At 65.6% G+C, this 24,536-nt stretch carries 28 protein-coding genes and 1 pseudogene; 12 read left to right on the top strand and 17 right to left on the bottom strand.

The annotated features are described in order from the left end of the window. Positions 1 to 5 precede the first annotated feature (5 nt). The gene (locus J2S97_RS17835) at positions 6 to 221 is read left to right on the top strand and encodes an SRPBCC family protein (RefSeq protein WP_307051279.1); all 216 of its coding nucleotides are present in this window, start codon (positions 6 to 8) and stop codon (positions 219 to 221) included. A gap of 56 nt (positions 222 to 277) precedes the next feature. Here the strand turns inward: J2S97_RS17835 and J2S97_RS17830 are convergent, their stop codons facing one another. The 5 genes from J2S97_RS17830 to J2S97_RS17810 form a co-directional block, all read right to left on the bottom strand. Further along, positions 278 to 1,165: a 3-hydroxyacyl-CoA dehydrogenase family protein gene (locus J2S97_RS17830; RefSeq protein ID WP_307051278.1), complete on the bottom strand. Its 888-nt coding sequence runs from the start codon at positions 1,163 to 1,165 to the stop codon at positions 278 to 280. A 2-nt stretch (positions 1,166 to 1,167) separates the two neighbouring features. After that, on the bottom strand, positions 1,168 to 2,001 hold the full coding sequence (locus tag J2S97_RS17825; RefSeq protein WP_307051277.1) for an enoyl-CoA hydratase/isomerase family protein: 834 nt from the start codon (positions 1,999 to 2,001) through the stop codon (positions 1,168 to 1,170). Then, entirely contained in the window at positions 2,001 to 3,230 is a 1,230-nt protein-coding gene (locus J2S97_RS17820) for a thiolase family protein (protein ID WP_307051276.1), read from the bottom strand. The genes J2S97_RS17825 and J2S97_RS17820 overlap by 1 nt, the downstream gene beginning before the upstream one ends. 250 nt (positions 3,231 to 3,480) lie before the next feature. Next, the gene (locus J2S97_RS17815) at positions 3,481 to 4,188 is read right to left on the bottom strand and encodes a pentapeptide repeat-containing protein (protein ID WP_307051275.1); all 708 of its coding nucleotides are present in this window, start codon (positions 4,186 to 4,188) and stop codon (positions 3,481 to 3,483) included. Then, positions 4,188 to 4,661 (bottom strand): SRPBCC family protein, encoded by a 474-nt coding sequence (locus J2S97_RS17810; RefSeq protein WP_307051274.1) that lies wholly within the window; start codon positions 4,659 to 4,661, stop codon positions 4,188 to 4,190. The genes J2S97_RS17815 and J2S97_RS17810 overlap by 1 nt, the downstream gene beginning before the upstream one ends. Positions 4,662 to 4,828: 167 nt before the next feature. Here J2S97_RS17810 and J2S97_RS17805 point away from each other — a divergent pair, with 167 nt between their 5' ends. Continuing rightward, positions 4,829 to 5,005 carry a CsbD family protein gene (locus J2S97_RS17805; RefSeq protein ID WP_011693098.1) on the top strand — a complete coding sequence of 59 codons (177 nt, stop codon included), beginning with the start codon at positions 4,829 to 4,831 and terminating at the stop codon, positions 5,003 to 5,005. 124 nt (positions 5,006 to 5,129) lie between these two features. Beyond that, on the top strand, positions 5,130 to 5,855 hold the full coding sequence (locus J2S97_RS17800) for a dienelactone hydrolase family protein (RefSeq protein ID WP_307051273.1): 726 nt from the start codon (positions 5,130 to 5,132) through the stop codon (positions 5,853 to 5,855). Between the two features lie 74 nt (positions 5,856 to 5,929). Here the strand turns inward: J2S97_RS17800 and J2S97_RS17795 are convergent, their stop codons facing one another. The 3 genes from J2S97_RS17795 to J2S97_RS17785 all read right to left on the bottom strand — a co-directional run bounded on the left by J2S97_RS17795 (position 5,930) and on the right by J2S97_RS17785 (position 8,640). Further along, positions 5,930 to 6,298 carry a hypothetical protein gene (locus J2S97_RS17795; protein ID WP_307051272.1) on the bottom strand — a complete coding sequence of 123 codons (369 nt, stop codon included), beginning with the start codon at positions 6,296 to 6,298 and terminating at the stop codon, positions 5,930 to 5,932. A 58-nt stretch (positions 6,299 to 6,356) separates the two neighbouring features. Next, a complete protein-coding gene (locus J2S97_RS17790) occupies positions 6,357 to 6,905 on the bottom strand; it encodes a hypothetical protein (RefSeq protein ID WP_307051271.1) in 549 nt (182 codons plus the stop codon). Between the two features lie 73 nt (positions 6,906 to 6,978). Next, complete coding sequence (locus J2S97_RS17785) at positions 6,979 to 8,640, bottom strand: LuxR C-terminal-related transcriptional regulator (protein ID WP_307051270.1); 1,662 nt, start codon at positions 8,638 to 8,640, stop codon at positions 6,979 to 6,981. 245 nt (positions 8,641 to 8,885) lie between these two features. Here J2S97_RS17785 and J2S97_RS17780 point away from each other — a divergent pair, with 245 nt between their 5' ends. Continuing rightward, positions 8,886 to 9,425: a hypothetical protein gene (locus J2S97_RS17780; protein ID WP_307051269.1), complete on the top strand. Its 540-nt coding sequence runs from the start codon at positions 8,886 to 8,888 to the stop codon at positions 9,423 to 9,425. Between the two features lie 77 nt (positions 9,426 to 9,502). On the opposite strand, the gene J2S97_RS17775 is transcribed toward J2S97_RS17780, so the two are convergent. From J2S97_RS17775 to J2S97_RS17755, 5 genes are all read right to left on the bottom strand, one after another. Beyond that, positions 9,503 to 10,963 (bottom strand): amino acid permease, encoded by a 1,461-nt coding sequence (locus J2S97_RS17775; protein WP_307051268.1) that lies wholly within the window; start codon positions 10,961 to 10,963, stop codon positions 9,503 to 9,505. 208 nt (positions 10,964 to 11,171) lie between these two features. After that, entirely contained in the window at positions 11,172 to 11,489 is a 318-nt protein-coding gene (locus J2S97_RS17770) for a Rieske (2Fe-2S) protein (RefSeq protein WP_307051267.1), read from the bottom strand. Beyond that, positions 11,486 to 14,074 carry a nitrite reductase large subunit NirB gene (nirB, locus tag J2S97_RS17765; protein ID WP_307051266.1) on the bottom strand — a complete coding sequence of 863 codons (2,589 nt, stop codon included), beginning with the start codon at positions 14,072 to 14,074 and terminating at the stop codon, positions 11,486 to 11,488. Before nirB ends, J2S97_RS17770 begins: the two co-directional genes overlap by 4 nt. After that, on the bottom strand, positions 14,074 to 14,421 hold the full coding sequence (locus J2S97_RS17760) for a molybdopterin oxidoreductase (RefSeq protein ID WP_307051265.1): 348 nt from the start codon (positions 14,419 to 14,421) through the stop codon (positions 14,074 to 14,076). The genes nirB and J2S97_RS17760 overlap by 1 nt, the downstream gene beginning before the upstream one ends. Before the next feature lie 210 nt (positions 14,422 to 14,631). Then, the gene (locus J2S97_RS17755; protein WP_307051264.1) at positions 14,632 to 16,302 is read right to left on the bottom strand and encodes an ABC-F family ATP-binding cassette domain-containing protein; all 1,671 of its coding nucleotides are present in this window, start codon (positions 16,300 to 16,302) and stop codon (positions 14,632 to 14,634) included. Between the two features lie 315 nt (positions 16,303 to 16,617). Between J2S97_RS17755 and J2S97_RS17750 the strand changes: the two are divergent. Together J2S97_RS17750 and J2S97_RS17745 are read left to right on the top strand one after the other, a co-directional pair. Then, positions 16,618 to 16,782, top strand: a pseudogene (locus J2S97_RS17750) (histidine kinase); the annotation flags it as partial. 309 nt (positions 16,783 to 17,091) lie between these two features. Beyond that, positions 17,092 to 18,348: an IS110 family transposase gene (locus tag J2S97_RS17745; protein ID WP_307051263.1), complete on the top strand. Its 1,257-nt coding sequence runs from the start codon at positions 17,092 to 17,094 to the stop codon at positions 18,346 to 18,348. Here the strand turns inward: J2S97_RS17745 and J2S97_RS17740 are convergent. Beyond that, positions 18,345 to 18,602 carry a hypothetical protein gene (locus J2S97_RS17740; protein WP_307051262.1) on the bottom strand — a complete coding sequence of 86 codons (258 nt, stop codon included), beginning with the start codon at positions 18,600 to 18,602 and terminating at the stop codon, positions 18,345 to 18,347. The two genes, J2S97_RS17745 and J2S97_RS17740, sit on opposite strands and share 4 nt — an antisense overlap. 222 nt (positions 18,603 to 18,824) lie before the next feature. Between J2S97_RS17740 and J2S97_RS17735 the strand changes: the two genes are divergently transcribed. From J2S97_RS17735 to J2S97_RS17715, 5 genes are read left to right on the top strand one after another with little or no spacing between them, the layout of a single operon-like run. Beyond that, positions 18,825 to 19,145 carry a DUF4097 family beta strand repeat-containing protein gene (locus J2S97_RS17735; RefSeq protein WP_307051261.1) on the top strand — a complete coding sequence of 107 codons (321 nt, stop codon included), beginning with the start codon at positions 18,825 to 18,827 and terminating at the stop codon, positions 19,143 to 19,145. A gap of 58 nt (positions 19,146 to 19,203) precedes the next feature. Further along, on the top strand, positions 19,204 to 19,698 hold the full coding sequence (locus J2S97_RS17730) for an ABC transporter ATP-binding protein (protein WP_307051260.1): 495 nt from the start codon (positions 19,204 to 19,206) through the stop codon (positions 19,696 to 19,698). Continuing rightward, the gene (locus J2S97_RS17725; protein ID WP_307051259.1) at positions 19,667 to 20,116 is read left to right on the top strand and encodes a hypothetical protein; all 450 of its coding nucleotides are present in this window, start codon (positions 19,667 to 19,669) and stop codon (positions 20,114 to 20,116) included. Before J2S97_RS17730 ends, J2S97_RS17725 begins: the two co-directional genes overlap by 32 nt. Beyond that, positions 20,113 to 20,685 carry an ABC transporter permease gene (locus J2S97_RS17720; RefSeq protein ID WP_307051258.1) on the top strand — a complete coding sequence of 191 codons (573 nt, stop codon included), beginning with the start codon at positions 20,113 to 20,115 and terminating at the stop codon, positions 20,683 to 20,685. The genes J2S97_RS17725 and J2S97_RS17720 overlap by 4 nt, the downstream gene beginning before the upstream one ends. 52 nt (positions 20,686 to 20,737) lie before the next feature. Then, entirely contained in the window at positions 20,738 to 20,902 is a 165-nt protein-coding gene (locus tag J2S97_RS17715; protein ID WP_307051257.1) for a hypothetical protein, read from the top strand. On the opposite strand, the gene J2S97_RS17710 is transcribed toward J2S97_RS17715, so the two are convergent. Genes J2S97_RS17710 through J2S97_RS17700 form a run of 3 tightly spaced genes read right to left on the bottom strand, consistent with a single transcriptional unit; the run spans position 20,899 to position 23,585 of the window. Further along, a complete protein-coding gene (locus J2S97_RS17710) occupies positions 20,899 to 21,774 on the bottom strand; it encodes a metal ABC transporter permease (protein ID WP_307051256.1) in 876 nt (291 codons plus the stop codon). The genes J2S97_RS17715 and J2S97_RS17710 overlap by 4 nt on opposite strands. A gap of 3 nt (positions 21,775 to 21,777) precedes the next feature. Further along, complete coding sequence (locus tag J2S97_RS17705) at positions 21,778 to 22,608, bottom strand: metal ABC transporter ATP-binding protein (protein WP_307051255.1); 831 nt, start codon at positions 22,606 to 22,608, stop codon at positions 21,778 to 21,780. Beyond that, positions 22,605 to 23,585, bottom strand: coding sequence for a metal ABC transporter substrate-binding protein (locus J2S97_RS17700; RefSeq protein WP_307051254.1), 981 nt, complete (start codon positions 23,583 to 23,585; stop codon positions 22,605 to 22,607). The genes J2S97_RS17705 and J2S97_RS17700 overlap by 4 nt, the downstream gene beginning before the upstream one ends. Before the next feature lie 152 nt (positions 23,586 to 23,737). Between J2S97_RS17700 and J2S97_RS17695 the strand changes: the two genes are divergently transcribed. Then, positions 23,738 to 24,499, top strand: coding sequence for a CPBP family intramembrane glutamic endopeptidase (locus J2S97_RS17695; RefSeq protein WP_307051253.1), 762 nt, complete (start codon positions 23,738 to 23,740; stop codon positions 24,497 to 24,499). Positions 24,500 to 24,536: the final 37 nt, after the last annotated feature.

Below are 24,536 nucleotides of genomic sequence, written 5' to 3'. Positions count from 1 at the left end.
CTCGGATGATCACTGTTGCAGGAACCGTCCGCTCTCCCCTCGCCGCAGACCAAGCCTTCGCCTACCTGTCCGCCTTCGAGCACACCGCCGAATGGGACCCGGGCACGCCGGTGGTGAAGAAGCTCTCCGAAGGTCCCGTGGCCGTGGGTCACCGTTACCACGCCGAGGCGGAATTCCGGGGCAAACGGCAGACCCTGATCTATGAGGTGAACCCTTCATGAAGCCTGCGTTCATGTCCCTGCGGGATCCCGCGATGAACGGCCTAAAGCCGCGACGCTCACGCTGGCCAGTCGAAGAACCCCTTGCCGGTCTTACGGCCCAGTTCCCCGCGGGCCACCTTGTCGCGCAGGATCTGCGGCGGCGCGAAGCGCTCCCCCAGCGTTGACTGCAGGTACTCCGCAATGCCCAGCCGGACGTCCAGGCCAACGATGTCCGTGGTCCGGAGCGGCCCGGTGGGGTGCTTGTAGCCCAGCACCATGGCGTTATCGATGTCCTCCGCGGCCGCGACACCTTCCTCCACCATGCGCATGGCTTCCAGCGCGATGGCCACACCCAGCCGCGACGAGGCAAAGCCGGGCGCGTCATTGACGACGACGGCGGTCTTGCCCAGTGCCTCGACCCACCTTTTCGCCGCTGCGGCAAGCTCCTCGGAGGTCTGCTCACCGAGCACCACCTCGATGAGCGTGGACGCCGGGACGGGGTTGAAGAAGTGCAGGCCCAGGAAGTTCTGCGGACGCTTCAGTTCGCGGGCCAGGCCGTTGACTGACAGCGAGGACGTGTTGGAGGCGAGGTAGGCGTCGTCGGCGAGGCGCGCCTCGATTCCGCGGAGCGAGGTGACCTTCAGGTCCCAGTCCTCCGGGACGGCCTCCACCACCAGCTGGCGGTCCTTGAAGTCGTCGTAGTCCACGGTCACGGAGAGGCGGGAGACCATCTCGTCCAGGTTGCCGTCCGTGGCCCCGCGCTCGATGCTCTTGGCCGCGGCGGACTCGACGCGTTCCCGGGCGGCTTCCGCGGAGGCCTCGTCCCGCTCCACCACCAGGACGTTGGCACCGTTGATCAGGAAGGCGTGGGCGATGCCGGCCCCCATGCGGCCGCCTCCGAGAACTCCTACGAAGTCGGGAAAGTTGGCGCCGCGAAGGTTTGCCGGAAGTGCGGAGTTGCTCATGGTTACTGCTTCCCGTCGGACTGGTCTGAATTCTTGTCTGCTGTCTTGGCTGTTTTCTTATCTGTTTTCTTATCGAGAAACAACTGCATGCGGTCGAACTTCGCCTGGGATTCAAAGAGGATTCCCTGGGCCAGCTGGTCGATCAGCGGGTGCGCCTCGGCCGGTGCATGGAACACGGACTTGGTGATCCGCACGGCCAGCGGGTCCTGCCGGGCGATGCGGTCAGCGAGGCTGTGGGCTCCGTCCATCAGGTCGGGGGCCTCGTGGATCGCCGTGATGAGGTTGACCGCGAGGGCCTGTTCGGCGCGCAGCACCAGCCCGGCCAGCAGGATCTGCTTGGCGACCGGTTCGCCCACCAGTTCCTTCAGCCGCCAGCTGGCACCGGCAGCGGCAAGGATGCCCAGGCCGGTCTCGGGGTTGCCGATGCGGACGCTGGGCGTTCCGATCCTGAAGTCCGCGGCGTAGGCGAGCTCGGCCCCGCCGCCCAGGCAGTAGCCGTCCAGCGCCGCGATGACGGGCATGGGCAGCTTGGCGATCCGGACGAAGATCGTGGAGTTGATGCCCTGCAGCGCATCGTCCCTGCGCCGTTCGCGCAGCTGGGCGATGTCCGCGCCGGACGCGAAAACGCCGTCGACGCCGGCGATGATGAGCACCTTGGGGTTCTGCTCCAGCGCCGCGCACACGATGTGGAGTTCGTCCACCATCTGCTGGTCGATGGCGTTGCGCACCTCGGGGCGGTTGAGGAGAACCACCACGCGGTCTTCACGCTCCTCGACCAGGAGCGTGCGGAAGTCGTGGGTGCTCAAGTGTCCGTTCGCGCTATCCGGGGCCGCCATTACACACGCTCCAGTAGCATTGCGGTGCCCTGGCCGACGCCGATACACATGGTGGCGAGACCCATCCTGGCGTCTTCGCGTTCCATCCGGCCCAGCAGCGTAATGGCGATCCGTGAGCCGCTGGAACCAAGCGGATGCCCCAGGCTGATGGCGCCGCCGTCGTTGTTCACGATGTCCGGGTCCAGGCCGAGCCGCCGCATGCTGGCGAGCGACTGGGTGGCAAACGCTTCGTTGAGTTCGACGGCGCCGAGGTCATCCACGCTGAAGCCGCTGCGGGCCAGCACTTTCTGCGTGGCAGGGACGGGGCCGATGCCCATGATCTCGGGCTCGCACCCGGCCGAGGCGCCGTCGATGATGCGGGCTCGCGGGGTGAGGCCGAGCTTCTGGATGGCCGCCTCGGACGCCACGATGATGGCGGAGGCGCCGTCGTTGAGGGTGGAGGAGTTGCCGGCGGTGACGATCGAGCCGCCCTTGACTACGGGGCGGAGCCCGGCGAGCACGTCCATGGTGGTGCCGGCGCGGGGGCCTTCATCGGTGTCCACCACGGTTTCGCCCTTGCGGGTCTTCACCGTCACCGGGACGATTTCTTCGGCGAAGCGACCGGCGGCGATGGCTGCGAGGGACCGTTCGTGCGAGCGGACGGCGAAAGCGTCGGCGTCTTCGCGGGAAATGCCATCAACGCGGCCCACTTCCTCGGCCGTCTCCGGCATGGAGTACGTCATCTTGCCGTCCCGGGAGAGTTCGCCCTTCTGGAACAGCGGGTTGGCGAAGCGCCAGCCGATGGACGTGTCGAAGATGGCACCGGGCTTGGCGAAGGCCGTCTGCGGCTTCTCCTGCACCCAGGGCGCCCGGCTCATGGATTCCACGCCGCCGGCGATCACGATGTCTGCGGCTCCGGACTTGATCATCTGGCTGGCCATGATGATGGCGCTCAGCCCGGACGCGCACAGCCGGTTCACCGTGATGCCGGGAATGTGGAGGGGAAGCCCCGCCAAGAGCGTAGCCATGCGGGCCACGTTGCGGTTTTCCTCGCCGGCGCCGTTGGCGTTCCCCAGGATCACTTCGTCGATGGAATCGGGGTCAAGCCCTGCTCGTGAAACGGCCTCGCGGACCACGAGGGCGGCGAGGTCGTCGGGGCGGACGGCGGAGAGCGCGCCTCCGTACCGGCCCACCGGCGTCCGGGCACCGCCCACCAAAAATGCCTGCGGTCCTGCTACTGCTGAGGCCATGGAAACACCCTTCACGCGATAAACGGCACTGTCATCTGCGGCGGCAAGAGCCCTGCGACTAATTTACCGACCGTTCGTTCTATAAAGATTACACGGCGGCCGCAAGGGGTCAACCGGGGCCCGTCGGGCCCGGCAACTTGCGGAGCGTAGTGGGATGGTTCTTCGGGAGCTCAGCGGGGAGAGTTTTTGTCCACTTATCGCGAGTTGAAGCGCCTTTTGGACGCGATAAGTGGACAAAAACTCCAGAAACCTACAGAACGACGACGCCGAGATGGGCGGCAAGGAGCGGGGCGAGCAGGCTCAGCTGGTAGTCGTCGATCACAACCCCAGCCAGGCTTTCGAGACCGCTGATGGTGCGGAAGTCGGTGCCGCGAAGATCAAAATCCTTGAACTTGGCGCCGGCAAGGTCGAGGGTGCCGATGGTGCAGTTCTTCAGTGCCACGCGCGTTCCGGTCACGGAGCCCAGGTCCAGCTCGTTGATGATGCAGTCGCTGATCTGCACGTCCGTCAGCCGTGATCCTCGCAGGTTGACGTAGTCCAGCTTGCCGCCGTCGATCCGTACGGACGTCCAGCCGCTCTCGTACAGCTCCGCCGAACCCCACCGCGGATTCCTGATCTCAACATCCCGCAGCGTGGCCCGCGCCGCCGTAAACACCGGGGCGTACACCTCCGCAAGGATGCAGTCCCGGAACGTGGCACCGTGCAGCTGGGTCTCGTTGAAGGAGACCCCTTCGAACTCGCACTCAGCGAAGTCCGTGCCGCTCAGCTCCAGCCCGTCAGCATCGGCGCGGCTGAACTTCAGGCCGTCATACCGCTCGCCCCGCTGGAATTCCGGCGACGGCTCATCGCGAAGTTCCTCGAGCCGGACCGGCGAGAGCCTGGGGGCTGTCACCTTCAGCGCCTTGCCTGACAGTGACCGGCCCGACGGCGATGCGCCCCCGGCGGGCCTGCCCGCCATCAGAGGGACTCGGCCTTCGCCGCAATCTCAGCCAGGTCCTTGGCCAGCGCCTTCCGTGTCATGCTCATGCCGATCCTGCCGAAGAGGGCCATCGCGATCTTGCTCAGCAGGGTGGGCTTGACCACCTCGGCGCCGAAGGTCAGCGCGAGGTCCGTCCCGCCGTCGCGCTCGGCAAGCGTGAACCGCGTGGTGTAGTCCGCGCCGCCCTGGAGCGCTTTGACGGTGGTGCTGCCGGCATGGGTCGGCGACGGCGGTTCAGCTTGGGACACCCACATTTCCACTGTTTCGGCCCGCCCCATCATGGTGCGCGTTTCCTTCCACCGGGTGCCTTCGCCGTATCCGCCCTCGCTGAGCATCTGGATGGAATCGATACTGGAAAGGGTGGCGGCCGAGCCCGGAATATCCGAGATCACGGCCCAGACCTTGTCCGGGCTGGCATTGACGTGCTGCGTGAGAGTGGTCTTGTGGTCCATGCAATCGAGCCTAGCCGGGAGCACCGACAACCGTCACGGACACCGCGGCGTCCCCTTGGAATTCCGCTGGAACAGCAGCAGAACTTTCCTTGAATTAGTAAGCATGCTTTGTGTTATTGTGATGGTGCTTAGTTTTTTACCCGGCTACGAAAGGTGGAATACACACCATGGGAATCGGCGACAAAATTCAGAACGAAGCAGAGCACCTCGGCGGCAAGGCCAAGGAAGCGGCCGGCAACGCCACGGACAATGACCGTCTGCGTGCAGAGGGTCAGAAGGACCAGGTTGTTGCCGACGCCAAGAAAGTTGGCGAAAACGTGAAGGACGAGTTCAAAAGAGACTAGAGCATCCCAGGCAGCGGCTACGGCGGCTGCCCGGGAAACGGCGGCGGGCATTCCTTTGGGGGATGCCCGCCGTCTTTGTGTGAGATTCTCTGGTGACAGCAACCGCCTAGGAAAGGTCCGCACGATGACGATCATCGACCTCAGCGAGGCCGGCACTGCCGCGGAGAACGGCCGGAACCTGCGCGGCTACCTCGCGGAACCTGCGGGACCGGGTCCGTTCCCCGCCGTCCTGATGATCCACGAGGCGTTCGGGCTCAACGATATTGCCCGGCGCCAGGCTGACCGGCTGGCAGCGGCCGGATTCCTGACGCTGGCGGTGGACCTCTTCAGCGACGGCGGTTCCCGCAGCTGCCTGGTGTCCACCATGAGGTCGCTGCTGTCCGGCTCCGGCAAGGCGTTCACGGACCTGGCCAAGGCGCAGGCCTGGCTCGAAAACTCCGGCCGGACCAATGGCAAGATCGGTGTGATCGGCTTTTGCATGGGCGGCGGCTTCGCCCTAATGGTCGCCAGGAACGGCTTCGATGCCGCCGCCGTCAACTACGGCAGGCTGCCCAGGCACCCCGAGGAAGCCCTGCTGGGTGCGTGCCCGATGCTGGGCAACTTCGGCAAGAAGGACCGCACCCTGCCCGGGGCCGCGGCGAAACTCGAAGCCACGCTGGAAACGCTCGGCATCGAGCATGACGTCAAGGAATTCGAAGGCGCCGGCCACGCGTTTATGAACGACGCCGAGGAAGGTCCCCGGCCGCTGCGGCCACTGTTCCGGGTGATGGGCATCAAGCCGGACCCGGAAGCGGCCGCGGAAGCCTGGCAGCGGATCGAGGACCACTTCGCCCGGTACCTGAAGGACTGAGCTCCGGGGCGCGCGAACGGACTTGAGGTCTTCGCAGGGGGCCGATGTGTCCGTTCGCCTTGCTGGTTTAGGCCTTACGCCTCGAGGTTTTTCGCCACAACCTCGAGCGTGCGGGCCAGTTCATCGGTCGGGCTGAACTCGACCAGCTCCGTCCCGGGATCGAGCTCGTCCGTGTGTCCCGGCGCGGCGTAGTACGCCTCGCCGGCCTGGATGATTTCGTCTCCTGCGGGCGTGTGCATGATGAGCCGCCCGCGGATGACGTAGCCCCAGTGGTGGCTCTGGCACAGATCGTCCGGCAGGCCCCGGTAGTACGGCGTGAAGTCGCCGCCCTCTTCGAAATTCTCAAAGGCGAGGGTATAGCCATCCGCCTCCCGAAAGCGGCCCTCGTAGCCTGTCATGCTTTCCGTGCGTGCTGTCGAATCGTCTCGCGCTAGCTTTGCCATTGTCCTGTTCCTTCCTTGAATTTGTGCCTTGGTAAGAATCTGCCTTGGTAAGTGCGGGTCAGGCCCGCGGTTTGGCCTCTGCCGCCGCCACGAGCCGTCGCAGTCCAGCCCGGCTGGGGCGCGCCCACTCACGGGATGCGAGCGAGCGCAGGACCGGAATTCCGTAGAGAGCCAGTGAACCCGGCAATGCGTTCGCGCGGACCAGCCGGCACGTGTAGGTGATCTTGCTCCGGTCTCCGTCCGGCTCAACCTCGTAGCGGTGCACCATGAGCCATTGCGCCGGAGACCCTTTCCGCTTTGTCTCCAGCCTGGACTCTGTGACCTTCTCGAAGGTGGCCGGCCGGACGGCTTGCGTGACCACCGAAGAATCCCAGATTCGGCAGATAGCGTCCTCCGACGTCGAAGTGAACTCCACCCCTGCTATGGCCGGACCCGCCGGAGCATCCACGGACAAGAGCGTTGATGCCTCGGCACCTCCCCAGCCGGGATGACCCGACAGGTCGGCGAGGGTATCGAATACGACATCGGCCTGGGCCGTGGACTTCCGCCAGACTGTCACCACCAGCTCGTGTTTGAGGACATTGGCCGCTGCCATTTGCCGTGTCATGTCGCACCTCCTGCGGACTTCCTGATACCGCAATAATGCGCCGCCGCAGAACCGAAAGGATGGGGGGATTCCCCTATTTACTGCCCGGTTCGGGCCGGGTGTGGCGCAGGGCGAAGGCTGCAGCTTCGGCGCGATTGCGCAGCTGCAGTTTGGCCAGAACGTTGCTCACATGGTGTTCGGCGGTCTTGGCGCTGATGAACAGCCGGTCTGCAATTTCTGCATTCGTCAATGCCTCCGCCAGCAGCGTGAGCACCTCGGATTCCCGCCGCGACAGAAGCCCGAGAGCTTTGGGGCCTGTACGCGCCGGCCCGCCGAGGGAGCGCAGGAGCGCGGAAGCCTGGTCTGCCATTCCTGCGGCACCCGCATCGTCGAAGACCGCCAGTGCTATGCCGGCTTCATGCACCGCCATATCGCGGTCCGACAGGCGCAGGGCCTCTGCCAGGGAGAGGCGCGCCTGAGCCGCCTCGAGCGGCATGTTCAGCTCGTCATAGCTCGCTATGGCCGTGTCCAGGCGTTCCTGCGCCAATGTAATGCTTCCCGCGGCGGCCGCGGCGCGACCAGCCGTCAGATGTGACGCCGCAATAGCCCGCGGCCAGTGGGTGGCCGAGGCGACATCATCCAGGCGTGCGGCCGTTGCCATGGCCTGGTCTGGAGTTCCTTGAACCAGTTGGACGTCGGCCAGCAGTGCCAGCAGCGGAACTGCAAGGAGTCCCCCGCCGGTCTGGCGGATCCGCCTGTGCAGGAGCGCCGCCGCCACGGCCGTGTCGCCGGACGCCAGCCGCACTGCCGCCGTCGCCCTTAAAGCGTCGGGGCGCCCTTCGAAACCTGAGAGCAGCCTTCCGGCGTCCTCAACGCGGCCCTGGAGCAGCCGGAGTTCGGCGAGCTTGGCGGCCGGGTGCACGCACCGGGAGCGATGCCCGCCCTGATCAAGCTCATGCAATGTCTTTGTGAGCCACGCTTCGGCTTTTGCGATGTCACCGGTGGAGAGGAGGATCTCCGCACAGCATGTGCCGCAGAACTCGAGCAGCGCAGGGTGTCCCGTGTTTTCCATGTAGCGCATGACGGTCTTGTTCCACTGGCGCAGCCGCGAGGTGTCACACGCCTCCTCGCTGGCCCGCGTCACCATGCAGCAGACGTCGCCGAAAACCATGGCGTCCTGTAGCTCGCTGGCAGTCACCACAACCATCGCCTCGTCGAGGAGCGTCATCCCGTCCGGTACGTTGCCGGCGGCGATTGTGCCGAGACCGAGGAGGGCCAGGGCCATTGCCTCGAGATCCGGATCGGCGCTGCTGCGCGCAACATCCAGCGCCGCCTGGGCGTCGTCGCGCGCCGCTGCCGGGTCGACCCCGAGAAGGCCCCGGGTAACGGCGAGCCAGCCGCGTTCGACGCCGGGCGGCAGTTTGGCGGCAAGGCCTTCGGCCCGTGCCAGCCAGCCGCGGCTGACGGACTCGTTGCCCACGGCCTCTGAAAATTCTCGAGCCAGCCAGATGGCCGCCCGGAACGCCAGGGCGTCTTCGCCCAGCCGGCGAAAGCCTGTGTAGGCCGTCGTTCTCTCGGCGATGGCCCTGTCGACGTCGCGAAGCCACCACGTGGCGCTCGCCAAGCCGTCATGGGCCTCGGGGTCGTCGCTGCAAGCCAGAACGGATTCGAACGCCACGGCCGCGTCTGCCCAGTTGTTTGCTGCGAGAAGGCGCCTGCCCTCTGCAAGGCCTGTGGACACGGTGCTGTCGACCATGGGTTCATTCTCCTCCCGGTGCCAGCCGGACCCATAGCCCCCCCGGCGCCCAAGCAATATGACGGCGGCGTGGGCCTGCACCTGAGCCGGACCTATTCTCCAAGTAACACCGAGTGAAAAGTCGAGTACTGCTTACTCGGGTGTTGCCTTCAGCCTCATTCGTACACTCCAGTAGCGGAGTTTCTGGGCTCCGTGCATGCCTTGGCGATCGGCGCCTGGGCAACATCTAAAGGGGAATTGGTCTCATGAGAAAGAAAACGTTTGTGCTTTCAGCCGCTGGGGCGGCCTTCGCGGCATCATTGGCCCTTGCCTCACCGGCAGCGGCCATTGTTACGTTCGACCCGGCCACAGGCACCGGCTTTGTTGGCAAGGGCGATGTCCAGACTGTATTCGACTGGAACAACAAGGCACTCCAGACCCACGCTTCAACCGTCGATTTCCGGGTGGACTCCGTGAGCGAGACGACGTGGACCTGTACGAAGACGTTTGAGATCGGCACCGGCGAGACCAAGGAAATCGTGCAGCAGCGTAACACCACTACGAGCGTTCAGGGCCTCGTGACCACGGTTGCCAGGGATAACTCCAAGGGCAAGGACGGCGCGATTACCGGCTTCTACCTTCAAGGCTACGAGGGCACCCCGACGCTGGAAACCGACGGCCCTGCCGTGGGTACCTGCCCCGCTGATCCGAGCGGCTTTGTCTACGATGGGAACGCCCTGACAACCGAGTCCGGCGGCGGCCTTGAGGTCACCTATAACGGGACGGCCTGGTACAGCCTCGGCTAATTTGCTGACATTACGACGGCGGCGGCCACCTCGGGAAGGTGACCGCCGCCGTCGTCGTACCTCTTGGGTGTAAAGCCCTAGCTGAAGAGCTCGCTCTTCGGTTCGTTGTTCCGGACCTTCTGCCACCCGAGCCACAGCACCAGGGCGAAGAACGGGATGGTGGCCAGGGTCCAGAGGCCGAGGTGGAAGACCTCGCCGGTCTTGCTGGTCATGGTGTCGAAGCCAATCAGCACCGTGATGGCCAGCAGTGCAATCAGGCCGGCCCAGCTGCTCCAGGTTCCGCCCGGCGCGGGCAGGGAGGAGACCTTGCCCTTCTTCTTGCGCAGCGCGATCTGGCTGGCGAAGATGGCACCCCAGGTAAAGATCACGCCGATCGACGCGGAGTTGAGGGCGAGGTCGAACGCGTGTGAGCCGCCGAGCCAGATGTTCAGCAGAATGCCGACGAGGTACACGGCGCCGATGGCCAGGATGGCGGCGTACGGCACGTGGCTCTTGGACATCCGGGTCAGCCACTCCGGAGCGTGCCCGTTGTTGGCCATCGTGCGGAAGATCCGGCCGATCGAGTACAGGCCCGAGTTGCAGGAGGACAGCGCGGCGGTGATGACTATCATGTTCATGACATCGCCCATCCAGCCGAGGCCCATCTGGCCGAATACGGTGACGAACGGGGAGGTGCCGGCCACGTACTGGTCCGATGGCAGCAGCATGGCCAGGAGGGTCACGGAACCGACGTAGAACACCACGATGCGGAAGACGACGGCGCGGATTGCCTTGGGCACTTCCTTGGCCGGGTCCTGCATTTCGCCGGCCGTGATGCCGACGAGCTCAATGCCGTTGTAGGCGAAGATCACGGCGTTCAGGACCAGGATCATGACCAGCGCACCCTTGGGGAACATTCCGCCTTCGGCTGCGAACAGGTTGCTGACGGAAGCGTTGCCGTCGCCCACCTGGGCGTTGGTGACCACCATGAAGGTGCCCACGGCCAGGAAGATCACGATGGCGCCCACCTTGAGGCAGGAGGCCCAGAATTCGAACTCGCCGAACGCCTTGACGCTCAGCAGGTTGACGCCCACGAGCAGCAGCAGCGCTGCGATGGCGGACAGTTCAACAGGCACGTTGGGGAAAAAGAACTGGAAGTACAGTCCGATCGCGATGAGCTCGGCGATGCCGGTCATGGCCCAGTTGATGAAGTACATCCAGCCGGACAGGTACGCGCCCTTCTTGCCGAACATTTCGCCGGCATAGCTGACGAAGGAGCCCGACGTCTGGCGGTACATGATGAGTTCGCCCAGGGCGCGCATCAGCAGGTAGGCGATGACGCCGGCAATGGCGTAGGAGAAGATCAGCGCGGGGCCCGTGGAGGCCAGGCGTCCGCCGGCACCCATGAAAAGGCCGACGCCGATGGCGCCGCCCATGGCGATCATGGTGACCTGGCGGCCGCTCAGGGACTTCTTGTAGCCCTCGGCGCTAAGGGTGGAGTCGACGACGGCGGATTGCGCCGTCGGGCTCGCGAGTTCTGTGGGGGTACTTTGTGGCACAACTGTTCCTTGTGGGTCGGGGGATGGCCGGCACCGGAACGCAAAGTTTTAGTCCACATAATTCGGGTTCATCCCTCGTTTGGGGGAATTATCTGGACGAAAACTCTCGGGGCGTCGAAGGTTCGCGCGGCCTACCTAGCTTACAAGGCGCGCGGAACCGTCCGTGACGCAGACAACAGTTGGAAGGTGTTATGCCGAATAAATTTCTCTATCTTGCGGCGATTCTCAGAATAATATTCTGGTGATTGTCCATTTGGACGTCATAGCTGCCCAGAGGTTCGGCGCCGGTGGTGGAGCAGCCCGTGTCCAGCCTGAAGGCGTGCTGGTGCAGCGGGCACAAGACCAGCTCCTGGTCGATGGTGCCGTCCGCGATCGGGCCGCCCTTATGCGGGCACACAGCGGACAGCGCCCGGAGGCTGCCGTCGCGGAGCCGGAACACCGCCACCTGTTCGCCGGCCACGCCGAACGCCCGGCCCTCCCCGAACGGGATCTGGTCCACAGGGCCCAGGTTGTGACCGGCGTTCATCGGACCGGCACCTGGGGAAGCGCCGTGAGCGGCAGCGAGGTGCGGAACTGCCCGGGCGTGAGCGGACCGTCGCGCTCGGTCCACGGATCCACATAGCTGTCCACGGAAGCCTGCATGGCCGCGTCCAGGTCGGCCGCGATGCCCTCCGTGTCGTCCACCACCACGGCGCGGATGCGGTCGATGCCCACCCGGGGCACAAACGCGTAGGTCCGCTCCAGCCAGTTGGCGTTCTCCCGGTAGTACTGCATGAACCGGCCTGTCAGCACCTTCACCTCCTCGGGGTCATCGACGGTGGCCAGCAGGTCACCCTTGCGGATGTGGGCGCCGGCCGCTCCCCCGACGTAGAGTTCCCAGCGGCCACCTTCCACGGCCACCACGCCCACGTCCTTGACCAGTGACTCTGCGCAGTTCCGCGGGCAGCCCGAGACGGCCAGCTTCAGTTTGGCCGGCGCCTCGATGCCCTGGAACCGCGACTCGATCTCGATCCCCAGCTTGGTGGAATCGCCGGTGCCGTAGCGGCAAAAATCCTTGCCCACGCAGGTCTTGACCGTGCGGAAGCTCTTCCCGTAGGCATAGCCGGACGGCATGTCCAGGTCGGCCCACACCTGTGGCAGGTCCTCCTTGGGCACGCCCAGCAGGTCGATGCGCTGGCCGCCGGTCAGCTTAATCAGCGGGATGTTGTGCTTTTCGGCGACGTCGGCAATCCGGCGCAGCTGCTGGACGGACGTCACGCCGCCCTTCATCTGCGGAACGACGGAGAAGGTGCCGTCCCGCTGGATGTTCGCGTGGACGCGGTCGTTGATGAACCGGGCGTCCCGCTCGTCGATGTACTGGTCCGCGAGCATCATCTTCATCAGGGACGCGAGGCCCATCTTGGATTTCGCGTCCTCCGCGCTGCCGGGTGCCAGCGCGGCGAACACGGAGGACACCGAGCGCAGGCCCTGCTTGCGGATGGCTGCCATCAGTGACGGCTTGTCCAGCGGAATGCCCGGCACGTAATAGCTGGCGGCGGGATCCTCTTCCACGGCGCCGTCAGCGGCCCATTCCACCACCTGCTTCACCAGCAGCTTGCAGGACCCGCAGCCCTTACCGGCCCGGGTGGCATCCATGGCGCCGGCCACGGTGTTGCAGCCGCCCTTCACAACGTCCACGAGGGATTTCTTGCTGACGCCGTTGCAGTTGCAGACCTGCGCGTCGTCGTCGAGCTCGGCCACGCCTTGTTCCTCGGCGGGGCCGCCCAGATCGAACATCAGCGAGATCCGCTCCTCCGGCAGGGGCAGCCCCTTGTCGAAGGCCTGGGTCAGGTAGGCCACCTTGCGGCTGTCGCCGAGAAGGGTGGCGCCCACCATCTTGTTGTCACGGATGACGATGGACTTGAAGACACCACGGCTGGGCTCGGAGAACAGGATGTGTTCGTCCGTCTCCCGTTCCGGGCCCTGCAGGCCCATGGACGCGACTTCGACGCCGGCAACCTTGAGTTTGGTGGCGATCCGGGAGCCGAGGTAGGCCGAGGTGGAGTCCGCGCCGGTGACGTGGTTGGCGAGCACAACGGCCTGCTCCCACAGCGGCGCCACCAGCCCGTAGACCTCGCCGCGGTGCTGGACGCATTCGCCCACCGCATAGATGTCATCCTCGTCCACCACCCGCAGCTGGTCATCCACCACGATGGCGCGCTCCACGTGCAGCCCACTGAGGACGGCGACATCCACGTTGGGGCGGATCCCGGCGGCCACCACCACCATGTCGCAGTCGATGTCCGGCCGGTCCCGCAGCCTCACGCCGGTGACCTTGTCCGCGCCGAGGACCGCTGTCGTACGGCTCCCTGTGTGCACCCGGATGCCCAGGGCCTCCACGCTCCGGCGGAGGATCGCCCCGCCGTCGGGTCCCATCTGGGCGTTCATAAGGTGCCCGCCGGAATGCACCACGTCGACGTCGATGCCGTGGCTCTGCAGTCCGCGCGCCGCTTCCAGCCCCAACAGGCCGCCCCCAATGACTACCGCACTGCGTTCTCCCTCCGGGGGACGATCCTGCTGAGCGTGCTGGACCATGTTGCGAGTGTCGTCGATGGTGCGGAACGTGAACACCCCGGGCTTGATCGAGCCGCTGGGCGTGTACAGGCCGTCCATCGGCGGAATGAACGACTGGCTGCCCGTGGCGATGATCAGGACGTCGTAGGGAACAACGTGGCCGTTATTGGCGAAGACGTACTTGGTGAACCGGTCGATCCGTTCCACCCGGACGCCCGCGTGCAGGGTGATGTTGTTGTCCTGGTACCAGTGCAGGGAGTTCAGGAAAATGTCCGCGTCGCTTTCCTCGCCGGAGAGGACGTGGCTGAGCATGATCCGGTTGTAGTTGCCGTAGGGCTCGTCGCCGAACATGGTGATGCTGAACTGCTCGGCGCCGCCGCGGGCCAGGATCTCCTCCACCGCACGGGCCCCGGCCATGCCGTTGCCGATCACCACCAGCCGACGGCGGGCGGCTGGCTTCGCCTGACGCGCTTGGTGCCTGGGCTGGGTCTTGGGCCGGGTGATGGCCTGGGTCTTGGGCTGCGTCTTGCGCTTGTTTTCGTCTGCGACGGTTGTCATCAGTGTTCCACCATGCCCAGGTCGACCACCACGTGCCCCGCAACGCCGTTGGCCGCCAAAAGGAACACCTCAATGACGGACCCGCCCTCGATGTCCTCCACCACGCGCAGCGGCACATGGACGTCGCTCTTGGCGCCGATGGGGAAATACCGCATGGGCACGCCGTCCCGCATCAGGACCACGGTGATCAGCTCGGAACTGGAGTTGCCGCCCCGGAAGTAGAGGGTCTGGTTGATGATTCCGTCCGGAACGAAGTGTGCGAGTTCCCGGTGGATGGGGACGGGCTTCTCGAGTCCCGCTCCCTCGAAGGGGAAGACGCCCTGCAGAAAAAGGTTCTTGGTGATCACGGGACAGATCCTTTCGGCCGGCTTGAGTACGCCCCCGGCGGCGGACCGCAGGGGCGCTACTTGAGCGTGGGAATCACTGACTCCCTTCCATCCTGCTCCGCGGTTGTTTCAGCCCTGCAGGCAAGGCGTAACGATCCCTTAACGCAAATCTCACCGTTTTTCGCAGCAGCTTCCAGAGCCGATTCCCGCACCGCTGACACGGACGCGGAACTAGGCCAGCGCGCCCTCCGCCATCGTGTAGCGGAGCCAGCCTGGGCCGCCGGTGCTCCCGGCCGTGTCCCGTGCGGCACACTTGCTGAACCACTCCCCCAATGCGCGGTCGTGGCTGACCATGATCAGGGTTCCGCCGAATTCCGAAAGGGCCGCTTCCAGCTGTTCCACCAGCACGGGCGCCAGGTGGTTGGTGGGTTCGTCCACGAGCATCGTCCCGAAGCCGCCGAGCAGGAGCCGGGCAAGGGCCAGCCGGCGCTGCTGCCCGGCGGAAAGGCTCCCGACGGGGACGTGGAATTCGGTGGTCCGGAAGAGTCCCAGCCGCAGCAGGGACTCCGCATGCTCATCGATGTTCCCGCCCAGTCCCGCGGCGAACGCCGGAAGGAGGCGCGTCCCCGGACGGGCCGGCGGTTCCAGCTCCTGCTGCAGATAGCCGATCCGGCCATGCCGCACCACCGTGCCCGCGTCCGGCTCGAGGGTGCCGGCCAGCACGGACAGCAGCGTTGATTTCCCGGCCCCGTTGGGACCGGTGATCAGGATCTTCTGTCCGGCCTCCACCCGGAAATCGGTCGGAGCCAGGCGGCCGGGCACCTGCACGCCGCGCGCTTCCAGCGCCGGTCCCGCAGCATCGGCCGTGGCAGCCTCCTCCCCGGCCTCCGCCTGAAGCTCCACCGCCAGCTTCAAGGGAACCGGCGGCCGGTCGACGGGATTGGCCTCGAGCCGGCGCAGCCGCTCCTGGGCGTTGCGGACCTTGCTGGTGACGGCCTGCTGCCAGGTGCCGGCCTTGAAGTCGAAGCCCATTTTGTCGCCGTCGCGGCGGCGGGCGTAGCCCATTTTCCCGGCCACAGTGTCCGCCTGAAGGCGCTCGGCCGCCATCGCGTCCAGCCAGCCGCGGTACTGCTGCACCCAGCGTTCACGCTCGGCGGCCTTCTCGCGCAGATACCCGTCGTACCCGTTCCCGTAGCTGTTGACGGCGCACCGCTCGGCGTCCACCTCGATGACTGAAGCGGCCACTTTCCGCAGCAGCGCACGGTCGTGGGAAACCACGACGACGGTCCCCCGGTGGGCTGCCAGCCGCGCCTCGAGCCAGGCCGTGCCGCTGGCGTCCAGGTGGTTGGTGGGCTCGTCCAGCAGGAGGACGTCCGCCGGATCAGCCAGCACGCAGGCCAGCCCCACCCGGTGCTGCTCCCCGCCGGAAAGCGAACCCAGCGTCCGTTGCCGGTCCAGTCCGCCCAGGCCCAGACGGTCCAGCGCCGCCTCCACACGGGATTCCGCGGCGTAACCTTCCCGGAGCTGGTACTGGGTCTGCAGGTCGCCGTAGCGTTCCAGCTGTTCCGCGTCGGCGTCAGCCAGGCCGGATTCCAGGCGGTCCAGTTCGGCTTCGATGGCGCGCAGCGACTCGAGTGCGTCGTCGATGGCGTTGCCCACGGTGAACGACGCCGGCAGGCCGGTGGTCTGGGCAAGGTAGCCGACGCGGCCGTGGCTCGCAGCCGCGCCCTCGTCCGGGGCCTCAAGCCCGGCAAGGATCCGCAGCAGCGTGGATTTGCCGGCTCCGTTTTCGCCGACGACGGCGGCGTGTTCACCGGCGCCAATGACGAGGTCGACGGCGGTGAAAAGCTGGCGGTCACCGTAGCCATGGGTGACGCCGGTCAGGGAAAGATGTTCAGTCAAGAGGAGTCCTCGCAGGTCCGCAGTGTATGGCGATAGCCGATGTGTGTACTGGGAAAGCAGCCGAAAGTAGGGGGCTGCGCTTAGGACTTCATCGGTCCAGAGTGCCCCGCCGAGGCTGGCGAGTCAAGCAGCGACACCACACTGACACCATCATTCAGAAGAATGTGTTGACGTGACACCACACAATGACGTCCTGATAGTGCGGCCGCAAACGACTTCGAAGCGGTCACCGAGCGGTCGGGCCAGCCGACGCGGACTGTCGCAGCGGAGGACCTCGACGGCGCCAGCACCTCCCGCACAACGCTCCGGCTTCCGGATCATCTCAAGCAGCAGGTTGAGGAGGCCGCAGGCCTCGAAGGCCTGTCCGTGAACTCCTGGTTGATCCGGGCTGTGGCCGATGCCCTCAACGGCAGCCAATCGACCCAACGCACCGTCCGCCGTGATCCCGGCGAGCAGAACTTCACAGGATGGGCACGCTGATGACAACTTTCGAGCTGCGGAGCCGCTCCGCGGCGTTGTGGTCTTGAGAAAACAGCCTTGTGGCTGGGTTGGGTAGCGGCGGATGATGGCGGTGCCGCGGTCGACGCCGCTGTGTCTTAGTGCTTAGAGCCTGTTTTCGAGCGTGGTGTGGAGGGCTTCCACGGGAACCGTGGATTGGTGCCGCAAGCCCAGCAACATCGGGTTTGAAGAGCCCGTTTAGTAGATTCCTGAATCATGTCCCCGCCCTTCCCGCGGCACCTGGCACCACCAGCCGGTGGGTGCTGTTCGGTCGGATGCGAGGAGTAGATGATGGACATCGTGCACGAGCGTGCCGCCGGAATGGATATCTCCAAACGCGATGCGAAGGTCTGCATCCGGATACCAGGAGCGCGGGCAGGAACGTCCAGTAGGACAGTGATCACATATGGCGCGACCACGAACGAGATCGTGCGCCTGCGCCGTGATCTGGAGGCCGCCGCAGTGACCGTGGTTGTGATGGAGGCCACCGGCGACTACTGGAAACCGTTCTACTTCCTGCTGTCGGAGTCGCTGAATGTGCAACTGGTCAATGCCAAAGCTGCGCGGAATATCCCGGGGCGAAAGTCCGATGTTTCGGACGCGACGTGGCTGGCGGAGCTCGCCGCCCACAACCTGCTGCGGGCTAGTTTCGTGCCGCCCGAGCCGATCCGCCAGTTGCGGGATTTGACCAGGACGCGGTCGAACCTGACTCATGAGCGCACCCGCGAATTCTCACGACTGGAAAAAGGGCTGGAGGACTCGAACATCAAGTTGTCCTCGGTTGTCAGCACGCTGAGCACCCGATCCGCCCGTAGTATCCTCGACGCTCTCATATCCGGAGAACGTGATCCGCAGACTTTGGCTTCGCTGGCGCACGCCTCGATGCGCCGCAAATCTGCGGCGCTGGTCGAAGCCCTCACAGGCCGTTTCACCGACCACCACGCGTTCATGGTGCAGCTGCACCTGGACCGCATCGACCAAATCGAGGCGACCCTCGCGGCCCTCGACGCCCGCATCGACACGGTGATGGAACCTTTTTCCTTAGCCCGGGAGCTGCTGACGACCGTCCCCGGAATATCGAAGAACGTCGCTAACGTCATCATCGCCGAAGCCGGCGTGGACATGAACGTCTTTGACACGGCAGGCCATCTGGCATCGTGGGCGGGAGTGTGTCCGGGCCAGAACAAGTCGGCTGGACGAATCAAGTCCACCCAAACCCGCCCTGGCGACCATTACCTCAAAGCTGCATTGGGAATCGCGGCGCTGGCCGTGTCCCGATCAAAAACGACCTATCTCGCCGTGAAGTACCGTCGCATTCAGTCCCATGCCGGTGCCCTGCGTGCCGTAGTCGCTCTGCAACACACGCTGCTTGTCATCGTCTGGAACATGCTCCACGACGGAGTCGCCTATGACGAACTCGGCGTCGATCATTTCGACAAGACGAACCCCGAACGCGCCAAGAAACGGCTCCAACGCCGAATGGTCTCGCTCGGATTCGAGCCCAACCTCACCCCAATTTCGGGAGGAAGGTCACCTTTGTTTTCTTAGTAGACACCCCAGCCCATCGCCGTCGTCGTTGAAGTGTCGGTCCGTGCCGACATTTTGGTCGTCGCCGGCAACCGCAGCGACACCGTGGTCAATGTGCAGCCCCGCACGGCTGCCCGCGCGCTGGACGCACGGGTGGCCGAACAGACAACGGTGGACTTTTCCGATGGCCGCCTGCAGGTCCGGCTGCGGCCCCTGCGCCGGTACAGCTGGTTCGGCGACGGCGGCGCGGTGGACATCACCGTTGAAGTGCCCATCGGCAGCAGCCTGGAGCTGAAGTCCGGGATGGGCGACCTCCGCTGCGAGGGCGAATTCACCTCAGCCGACCTGAAGACCGAGATGGGCTACGTCCGCATCGACCGCTGCACGGACCTCCGGGTCCACACCGGAATGGGGGACGTGACCGTGGAACGCGTCGCCGGCCGGGCAGAGATCAAGACCGGCTCGGGAAAAGATCCGGATCCGGGAAATCGACGGGAATGCCAGCGTCAAAAACGGCAACGGCGGCACGCACATCGTGGGCCGGCACCACAACAAGCATCAAGGCATCGAACGGTGACATCACCGTCGGCGAGGTAGCCAGCGGAACCCTCACTCTCCAGACCGCTGCCGGATCCCTGGCCATTGGCGTCCGCGAAGGCAGCGCCGCGTGGCTGGACCTCAGCACCAAGTACGGGCGCGTCCGCAACGGACTCGACGCCACCACAGGGCCAGGCAAGACGGACGCGAAAGTGGAGATCCGTGCCCGCAGCGCCTACGGCGACATCACCGTGCGGCGCTCCCCCGTCCGCACCGTCTAGGGCTCCAACCGTTCAGGGCCCCACCGGGGGCCAAAACCCACCAAAGGCAGGAAAGATCATGGCAAGTACTACTCCTGCGGCCATCACCGTGGCCGGGCTGCGCAAGGCATACGGCAGCAAGCAAGTCCTCGACGGCGTTGACCTCACCGTCCCGGCCGGAACCATCTTCGCCCTCCTGGGTCCCAACGGCGCCGGCAAGACCACCATCGTCCACATCCTGTCCACGCTGATCCGCGCCGATGGCGGGGAGGTCGCCGTGGGAGGGTTCGACGTCGTGCGCCAGGCAGACGAGGTGCGCGGCAAGATCGGTCTGACGGGACAGTTCTCGGCCGTGGACAGCCTGCTCACGGGCGAGGAGAACCTGGCCCTCATGGGCAGGCTCCGGCACCTGCCGCCGGCCGAGCTCAAGCGCCGCACGGCAGGGCTCCTGGAAAAGTTCGATCTGGTCGAGGCGGCCAAGCAGCCCCTTGCCACGTACTCGGGCGGCATGCGGCGGCGGCTCGACCTCGCCATGACCCCTCATGGGCGATCCGGAGATCATCTTCCTGGATGAGCCGACCACCGGCTTGGATCCCCGGAGCCGCCGGACCATGTGGGAGATCATCCAAGGCCTCGTGGCCCGCGGCGTCACCATCTTCCTGACCACCCAGTACCTGGACGAGGCCGATCAGCTTGCCGACAGGATCGCGGTGCTGGACCAGGGCCGGATCGTGGCCGAGGGCACCCCGTCGGAACTGAAGCGGCTGGTCCCCGGCGGGCACATCCGCATCACTTTCGGCGACCAGGCCGCCCTGGAGCGGGCCGCCGTCGTACTTGACCCGGAAGCCCGCGACGACGGCGTGCGGTCCCTCAAGGACGTGCTGGACCGCCTTGAGCGCGCCTCCGTGGAGGTGGCCGACCTGTCCGTCCACACACCCAACCTGGACGATGTCTTCCTCGCCCTCACCAGCCAGAAGGAGAACGCACGATGAGCACCCTCAGCCATGCAGCCAGTGACGCGACAACCATGTTGCGCCGGAACCTCAAGCACGTGGTCCGCTACCCCTCGATTCCGGTGTTCGTGGCGGGGACCCCGATCATTTTCCTGCTGCTCTTTGTGTACGTGCTCGGCGGGACGCTTGGCTCGGGACTGGGCGGCGGGAGGGACGACTACCTCGCGTACATCGTGCCGGGCGTCCTAATGCTCACCCTCACCGGGAGCGCGACGGGCACGGCCATCTCGGTGTCCACTGACATGACGGAAGGCATCGTTTCACGCTTCCGCACCATGGCGATCTCCAGGGGCGCCGTCCTCACAGGTCACGTCCTGGGCAGCCTCATCCAAACAATGGCCGCCATGGTGCTGGTGGCCGCCGTGGCCCTGCTGATCGGATTCCGGCCCGCAGGTTCCCCCGGCAGGCTGGCTCGGAGCCCTGGGCGTGCTGACGCTGATCGCATTCTCGGTGACGTGGTTGTCCGTGGCCATGGGAATCAACGCCAAGAGCGTGGAAACAGCCAGCAACCAGCCTATGATCCTGTTGCTGATGCCGTTCCTTGGTAGCGGCTTCGTGCCGACCGAGTCCATGCCCGACGCCCTGCGCTGATTCGCCGACGTGCAGCCGTTCACCCCCTTCATCGAAGCCGTCCGGGGACTCCTGATGGGCATACCTGTGGAGGCCGGCACCATGCTCGCCACGCTTATCTGGTGCGCAGTGTTCAGCGTGGGCGGGTACGTGTGGGCGCTGTGGCTTTACAACCGAAAGTCGGTCCGGGCCTAGGCGGCGAGCGCCACCGCTTTCTTGCGGCGCGCCTTCGCCAGCCGGGTGCCGATCAGCCCCTGGCGGGGGCTGAACAGATAGACGACGGCGAAAATGGCACCCTGGGTGAGCACCACCATGGCGCCGGAGGCGGTGTCCAGGTAGTAGCTGAGGTAGATGCCGGCGATGGAGCAGAGGGCCGAAATCACCGGGGCGATCACCAGCATGCGGGAGAACCGGTCTGTCAGCAGGTAGGCCGTGGCTCCGGGGATGATCAGCATGGCCACCACCAGCACCACACCCACGGTCTGCAGCGCCACCACCGAGGTGAGGGCCAGGAGGCCCAGGAGCAGCGCCCCCAGCCGTTTCGGCGAGAGTCCGATGGCGTGGGCGTGTGTGGGATCGAAGGCGTAGAGCGTGAGGTCCCGGCGTTTGAGGATGAGGATGGCGAACGCCACCACTCCCAGCACCAGCACCTGGATGAGGTCCGGAATGCTGACGCCCAGCAGGTTGCCGAAGATGATGTGGTTGAGGTCGGTTTGGCTGGGCGTGACGGAGATCAGCACCAGGCCCAGGGCGAACAGGGAGGTGAAGACGATGCCGATGGCCGCGTCCTCCTTTACCCTGCTGGTGTTCCGGACCACCCCGATCAGGGTGACGGCGATCAGCGCGAACACCAGCGCCCCCAGGGCGAACGGTGCCCCCACGATGTAGGCGAGGACCACACCGGGCAGCACGGCGTGGGAGACGGCGTCACCCATGAGCGACCAGCCGATCAGCACCAGCCAGCAGCTGAGCACGGCGCAGACAATGGCAGCGAGCGCCGTGGTGACGATGGCCCGCACCATGAAGTCGTAGCTCAACGGTTCCAGCAGGAGGTCGAAGAGATCCATGGATTAGTTCCTGCCCTGTTGGTTCGTGAGGTCGCGGTCCGTGGCGGCATCTTGAAGGGCGGCGTCCGATGCGTCCCCGTCCGGGAGGTCGCCGTCCGGGAGGTCGCGGTTGAGGACGTCCAGGCCGAAGGCCGTGGCCAGGTTCTCGGGCTGCAGGACCAGCTCGGGCGGGCCGTGCATCAGGACCTTGCGCATCAGCAGCACGGCTTCGTCGCACAGCTGGGGCAGGGCATGCAGGTCGTGGGTGGAAATGAGGATGGTGCAGCCGTCCGAGGCGAGTTCACGGAGCAGGCGGGTGATGGTGGCTTCGGAGCGTTTGTCCACTCCGGCGAACGGTTCGTCCAGGAGCATCATGGTGGCGCCCTGGGCGATGCCCCGGGCCACGAAGGCGCGCTTCTTCTGGCCGCCGGAGAGCTGGCCGATCTGCCGGTTCGCGAACTCGGAGAGTTCCACCCGGTCCAGGGCGAGGTCGACGGCGGCGCGGTCCGCCTTGGAGGGGCGACGGGTGAAGCCCTGGTGCCCGTAGCGGCCCATCATCACCACGTCGCGGACGGACAGCGGGAACTGCCAGTCCACGTCTTCGCTTTGCGGGACGTAGCCGATGCCGCCTTCCTTGCGTGCCTTGGCAGGTGACTCACCGTTGATGAGGACGCGGCCGGCGTCGGGCTTGATCATTCCCATGATTACCTTGAACAGGGTGGACTTTCCGGAGCCGTTCATGCCGATCAGGCCGCAAATCCGGGCCGTGTCCAGGGTCAGCGACGCGGCGTCCAGCGCCAGCACCTCGCCGTAGTGGACGGTGACGTTTTCCACCAGGATGGCCGGGGTGCTCACGGCATTGCCCCCGCCGAGGCACCGGTCAGCGCTTCGGTGATGACCTTGGAGTCGTGCCGGATGAGGTCCAGGTACGTGGGGACGGGGCCGTCCGCCTCGGACAGCGAGTCCACGTAGAGGACGCCGCCGAACTTCGCACCCGTGGCTCCCTCCACCTGGCGCATGGGGGCGTCGGACACCGTGGACTCACAGAACACCGCCGGGACCTTGTTGGCCTTGACGAATTCGATGGCCCGGGCGATCTGCTGCGGCGTGGCCTGCTGCTCGGCGTTGACTGCCCAGATGTAGACCTCGCGGAGGCCGGCGTCACGCGCCAGGTAGGAGAAGGCGCCCTCACAGGTCACCAGCGCCCGCTGCGCTTCGGGAACGGACGAGAGCTTCTGGACCATTTCGTCCTTCACCGCCTGCAGCTTGGCCTTGTAGGCCGCCCCGTTCGCCTCGAAGGTGGACGCATTGTCCGGATCAAGCTTCGAGAACGCCTTCACCATGTTGTCCACATAGATCTGGACGTTGACCGGCGACATCCACGCGTGCGGGTTCGGCTTGCCCTGGTAGGAGTCCTCGCTGATGGACATGACTTCAACGCCTTCGGTGACCACCGCGTGCGGAACATCAAGGCCTTCGACGAACTGCGCGAACCAGGCTTCCAGGTTCAGGCCGTTGTCCAGGATCAGGTCGGCTTTGGACGCCTTGCGGATGTCCCCGGGCGTGGGCTCATAGCCGTGGATTTCGGCGCCGGCCTTGGTAATGGACTCGACCTGCAGCTTGTCCCCGGCCACGTTCTGCGCGACGTCCGCCAGCACGGTGAAGGTGGTCAGCACCACGGGTTTCTCGCCCCCCGACCCTTGGCCGGGGGCGGCACCCCCGCACGCGGCTAGGGAGAGGCACAGGAAAACGGCGACGACGGCGGCTCCGGCAGTGCGAAGGCCCTCGGTTCGGCGGACTACTTTGGCGCACCGAAACAGAAATTTAGGCATACCGAATATTGTACGGGGCGCCTCTGCCCTGCTGCAACGTCGCGGCTTCACACATCGGCCCAACTGACTCGCATTTAACGTCGTCATTCAGCGTTTTCACGCCTGTATTCAAGACATCAAATCCGGGTCAATTGGGAAGCTAGGCTGGTGGCATGGGAACAGCTCTCCGCAATTCCCCGGCGCCACAGCCGGAGCTCTACCGTTTTTCAGCGCTCGACTACACCACCGTGGGGCTCTACGTGGCCGTGGCGGCACTCTTTGCCGTGGCGGGCTCGCTGCTGCAGCCACTGCTCCTGCAGCTCTCTCCGGACCCGACTATCGCCGCGTACTCGGTGAACCTGCTGTTCTACGGCGGGGTGGGTGTCCTGGCCCTGGCTGCCGCCCGCCGGGTTGCCTCCCGGGACCTGCGCGTCCTTGCCACCAGGCCCTGGTTCACCCTCATCATGATTCCCGTCGCGGTGGTGGCCATGCTGATCCTGACAGCCCTGCTGGTGGCCCTCACCGGCCCCGTGCAGGGCTCCGCCAACCAGGCCAATGTCCAGGCACTCGTGCAACAGGTGTCGCCGTGGCTGATCGTGCCGCTGCTGGTCATCGTGGGCCCGTTCGTGGAGGAATACATCTTCCGCCACCTGCTGATCGGCAAGCTCAGCCGCCGGCTCAACATCTGGGTGTGCTGCATACTGTCCACTGTCCTCTTCGCGGCGCTGCACATCGTGGGCCAGGAAACCCTGACCCTGCCGGTGCTGATGCCGTACCTCGCCATGGGCGCCACGCTGGTGTTCGTTTACGTGTGGACCGGGAAGAACCTGATGTTCTCCTACTTCGTGCACGCCGCAAAGAACCTGCTGGCCGTAGTGTTCATCTACGCGATTCCGCCCGAACTGATGGAGCAGCTGCAGCAGGTCCAGTCCTAGGAGTCTTCCCGTACCCACTCGGGGCACGCTGAACGCG

This window comes from Arthrobacter oryzae (assembly GCF_030812315.1).
In the GTDB taxonomy this organism is placed as follows: Bacteria; Actinomycetota; Actinomycetes; order Actinomycetales; family Micrococcaceae; genus Arthrobacter; species Arthrobacter oryzae_B.
The sequence above is the reverse complement of the archived record's forward strand: the minus strand, read 5'-3'. Positions and strand labels throughout refer to the sequence as shown.

What these genes read in the sequence shown, in the direction of transcription:
- nirB (WP_307051266.1), bottom strand. Translation starts at nt 14,074, where the DNA reads ATGACAACCGTCGCAGACGAAAACAAGCGCAAGACGCAGCCCAAGACC.
- J2S97_RS17795 (WP_307051272.1), bottom strand. Translation starts at nt 6,298, where the DNA reads ATGGCAAAGCTAGCGCGAGACGATTCGACAGCACGCACGGAAAGCATG.
- J2S97_RS17810 (WP_307051274.1), bottom strand. Translation starts at nt 4,661, where the DNA reads ATGGACCACAAGACCACTCTCACGCAGCACGTCAATGCCAGCCCGGAC.
- J2S97_RS17700 (WP_307051254.1), bottom strand. Translation starts at nt 23,585, where the DNA reads ATGCCTAAATTTCTGTTTCGGTGCGCCAAAGTAGTCCGCCGAACCGAG.
- J2S97_RS17740 (WP_307051262.1), bottom strand. Translation starts at nt 18,602, where the DNA reads ATGGGCACTTCAACGGTGATGTCCACCGCGCCGCCGTCGCCGAACCAG.
- J2S97_RS17825 (WP_307051277.1), bottom strand. Translation starts at nt 2,001, where the DNA reads ATGGCGGCCCCGGATAGCGCGAACGGACACTTGAGCACCCACGACTTC.
- J2S97_RS17730 (WP_307051260.1), top strand. Translation starts at nt 19,204, where the DNA reads ATGGCAAGTACTACTCCTGCGGCCATCACCGTGGCCGGGCTGCGCAAG.
- J2S97_RS17735 (WP_307051261.1), top strand. Translation starts at nt 18,825, where the DNA reads ATGCCAGCGTCAAAAACGGCAACGGCGGCACGCACATCGTGGGCCGGC.
- J2S97_RS17745 (WP_307051263.1), top strand. Translation starts at nt 17,092, where the DNA reads ATGGACATCGTGCACGAGCGTGCCGCCGGAATGGATATCTCCAAACGC.
- J2S97_RS17815 (WP_307051275.1), bottom strand. Translation starts at nt 4,188, where the DNA reads ATGGCGGGCAGGCCCGCCGGGGGCGCATCGCCGTCGGGCCGGTCACTG.
- J2S97_RS17790 (WP_307051271.1), bottom strand. Translation starts at nt 6,905, where the DNA reads ATGACACGGCAAATGGCAGCGGCCAATGTCCTCAAACACGAGCTGGTG.
- J2S97_RS17800 (WP_307051273.1), top strand. Translation starts at nt 5,130, where the DNA reads ATGACGATCATCGACCTCAGCGAGGCCGGCACTGCCGCGGAGAACGGC.
- J2S97_RS17835 (WP_307051279.1), top strand. Translation starts at nt 6, where the DNA reads ATGATCACTGTTGCAGGAACCGTCCGCTCTCCCCTCGCCGCAGACCAA.
- J2S97_RS17720 (WP_307051258.1), top strand. Translation starts at nt 20,113, where the DNA reads ATGAGCACCCTCAGCCATGCAGCCAGTGACGCGACAACCATGTTGCGC.
- J2S97_RS17710 (WP_307051256.1), bottom strand. Translation starts at nt 21,774, where the DNA reads ATGGATCTCTTCGACCTCCTGCTGGAACCGTTGAGCTACGACTTCATG.
- J2S97_RS17830 (WP_307051278.1), bottom strand. Translation starts at nt 1,165, where the DNA reads ATGAGCAACTCCGCACTTCCGGCAAACCTTCGCGGCGCCAACTTTCCC.
- J2S97_RS17780 (WP_307051269.1), top strand. Translation starts at nt 8,886, where the DNA reads ATGAGAAAGAAAACGTTTGTGCTTTCAGCCGCTGGGGCGGCCTTCGCG.
- J2S97_RS17725 (WP_307051259.1), top strand. Translation starts at nt 19,667, where the DNA reads ATGGGCGATCCGGAGATCATCTTCCTGGATGAGCCGACCACCGGCTTG.
- J2S97_RS17820 (WP_307051276.1), bottom strand. Translation starts at nt 3,230, where the DNA reads ATGGCCTCAGCAGTAGCAGGACCGCAGGCATTTTTGGTGGGCGGTGCC.
- J2S97_RS17695 (WP_307051253.1), top strand. Translation starts at nt 23,738, where the DNA reads ATGGGAACAGCTCTCCGCAATTCCCCGGCGCCACAGCCGGAGCTCTAC.
- J2S97_RS17805 (WP_011693098.1), top strand. Translation starts at nt 4,829, where the DNA reads ATGGGAATCGGCGACAAAATTCAGAACGAAGCAGAGCACCTCGGCGGC.
- J2S97_RS17785 (WP_307051270.1), bottom strand. Translation starts at nt 8,640, where the DNA reads ATGGTCGACAGCACCGTGTCCACAGGCCTTGCAGAGGGCAGGCGCCTT.
- J2S97_RS17770 (WP_307051267.1), bottom strand. Translation starts at nt 11,489, where the DNA reads ATGAACGCCGGTCACAACCTGGGCCCTGTGGACCAGATCCCGTTCGGG.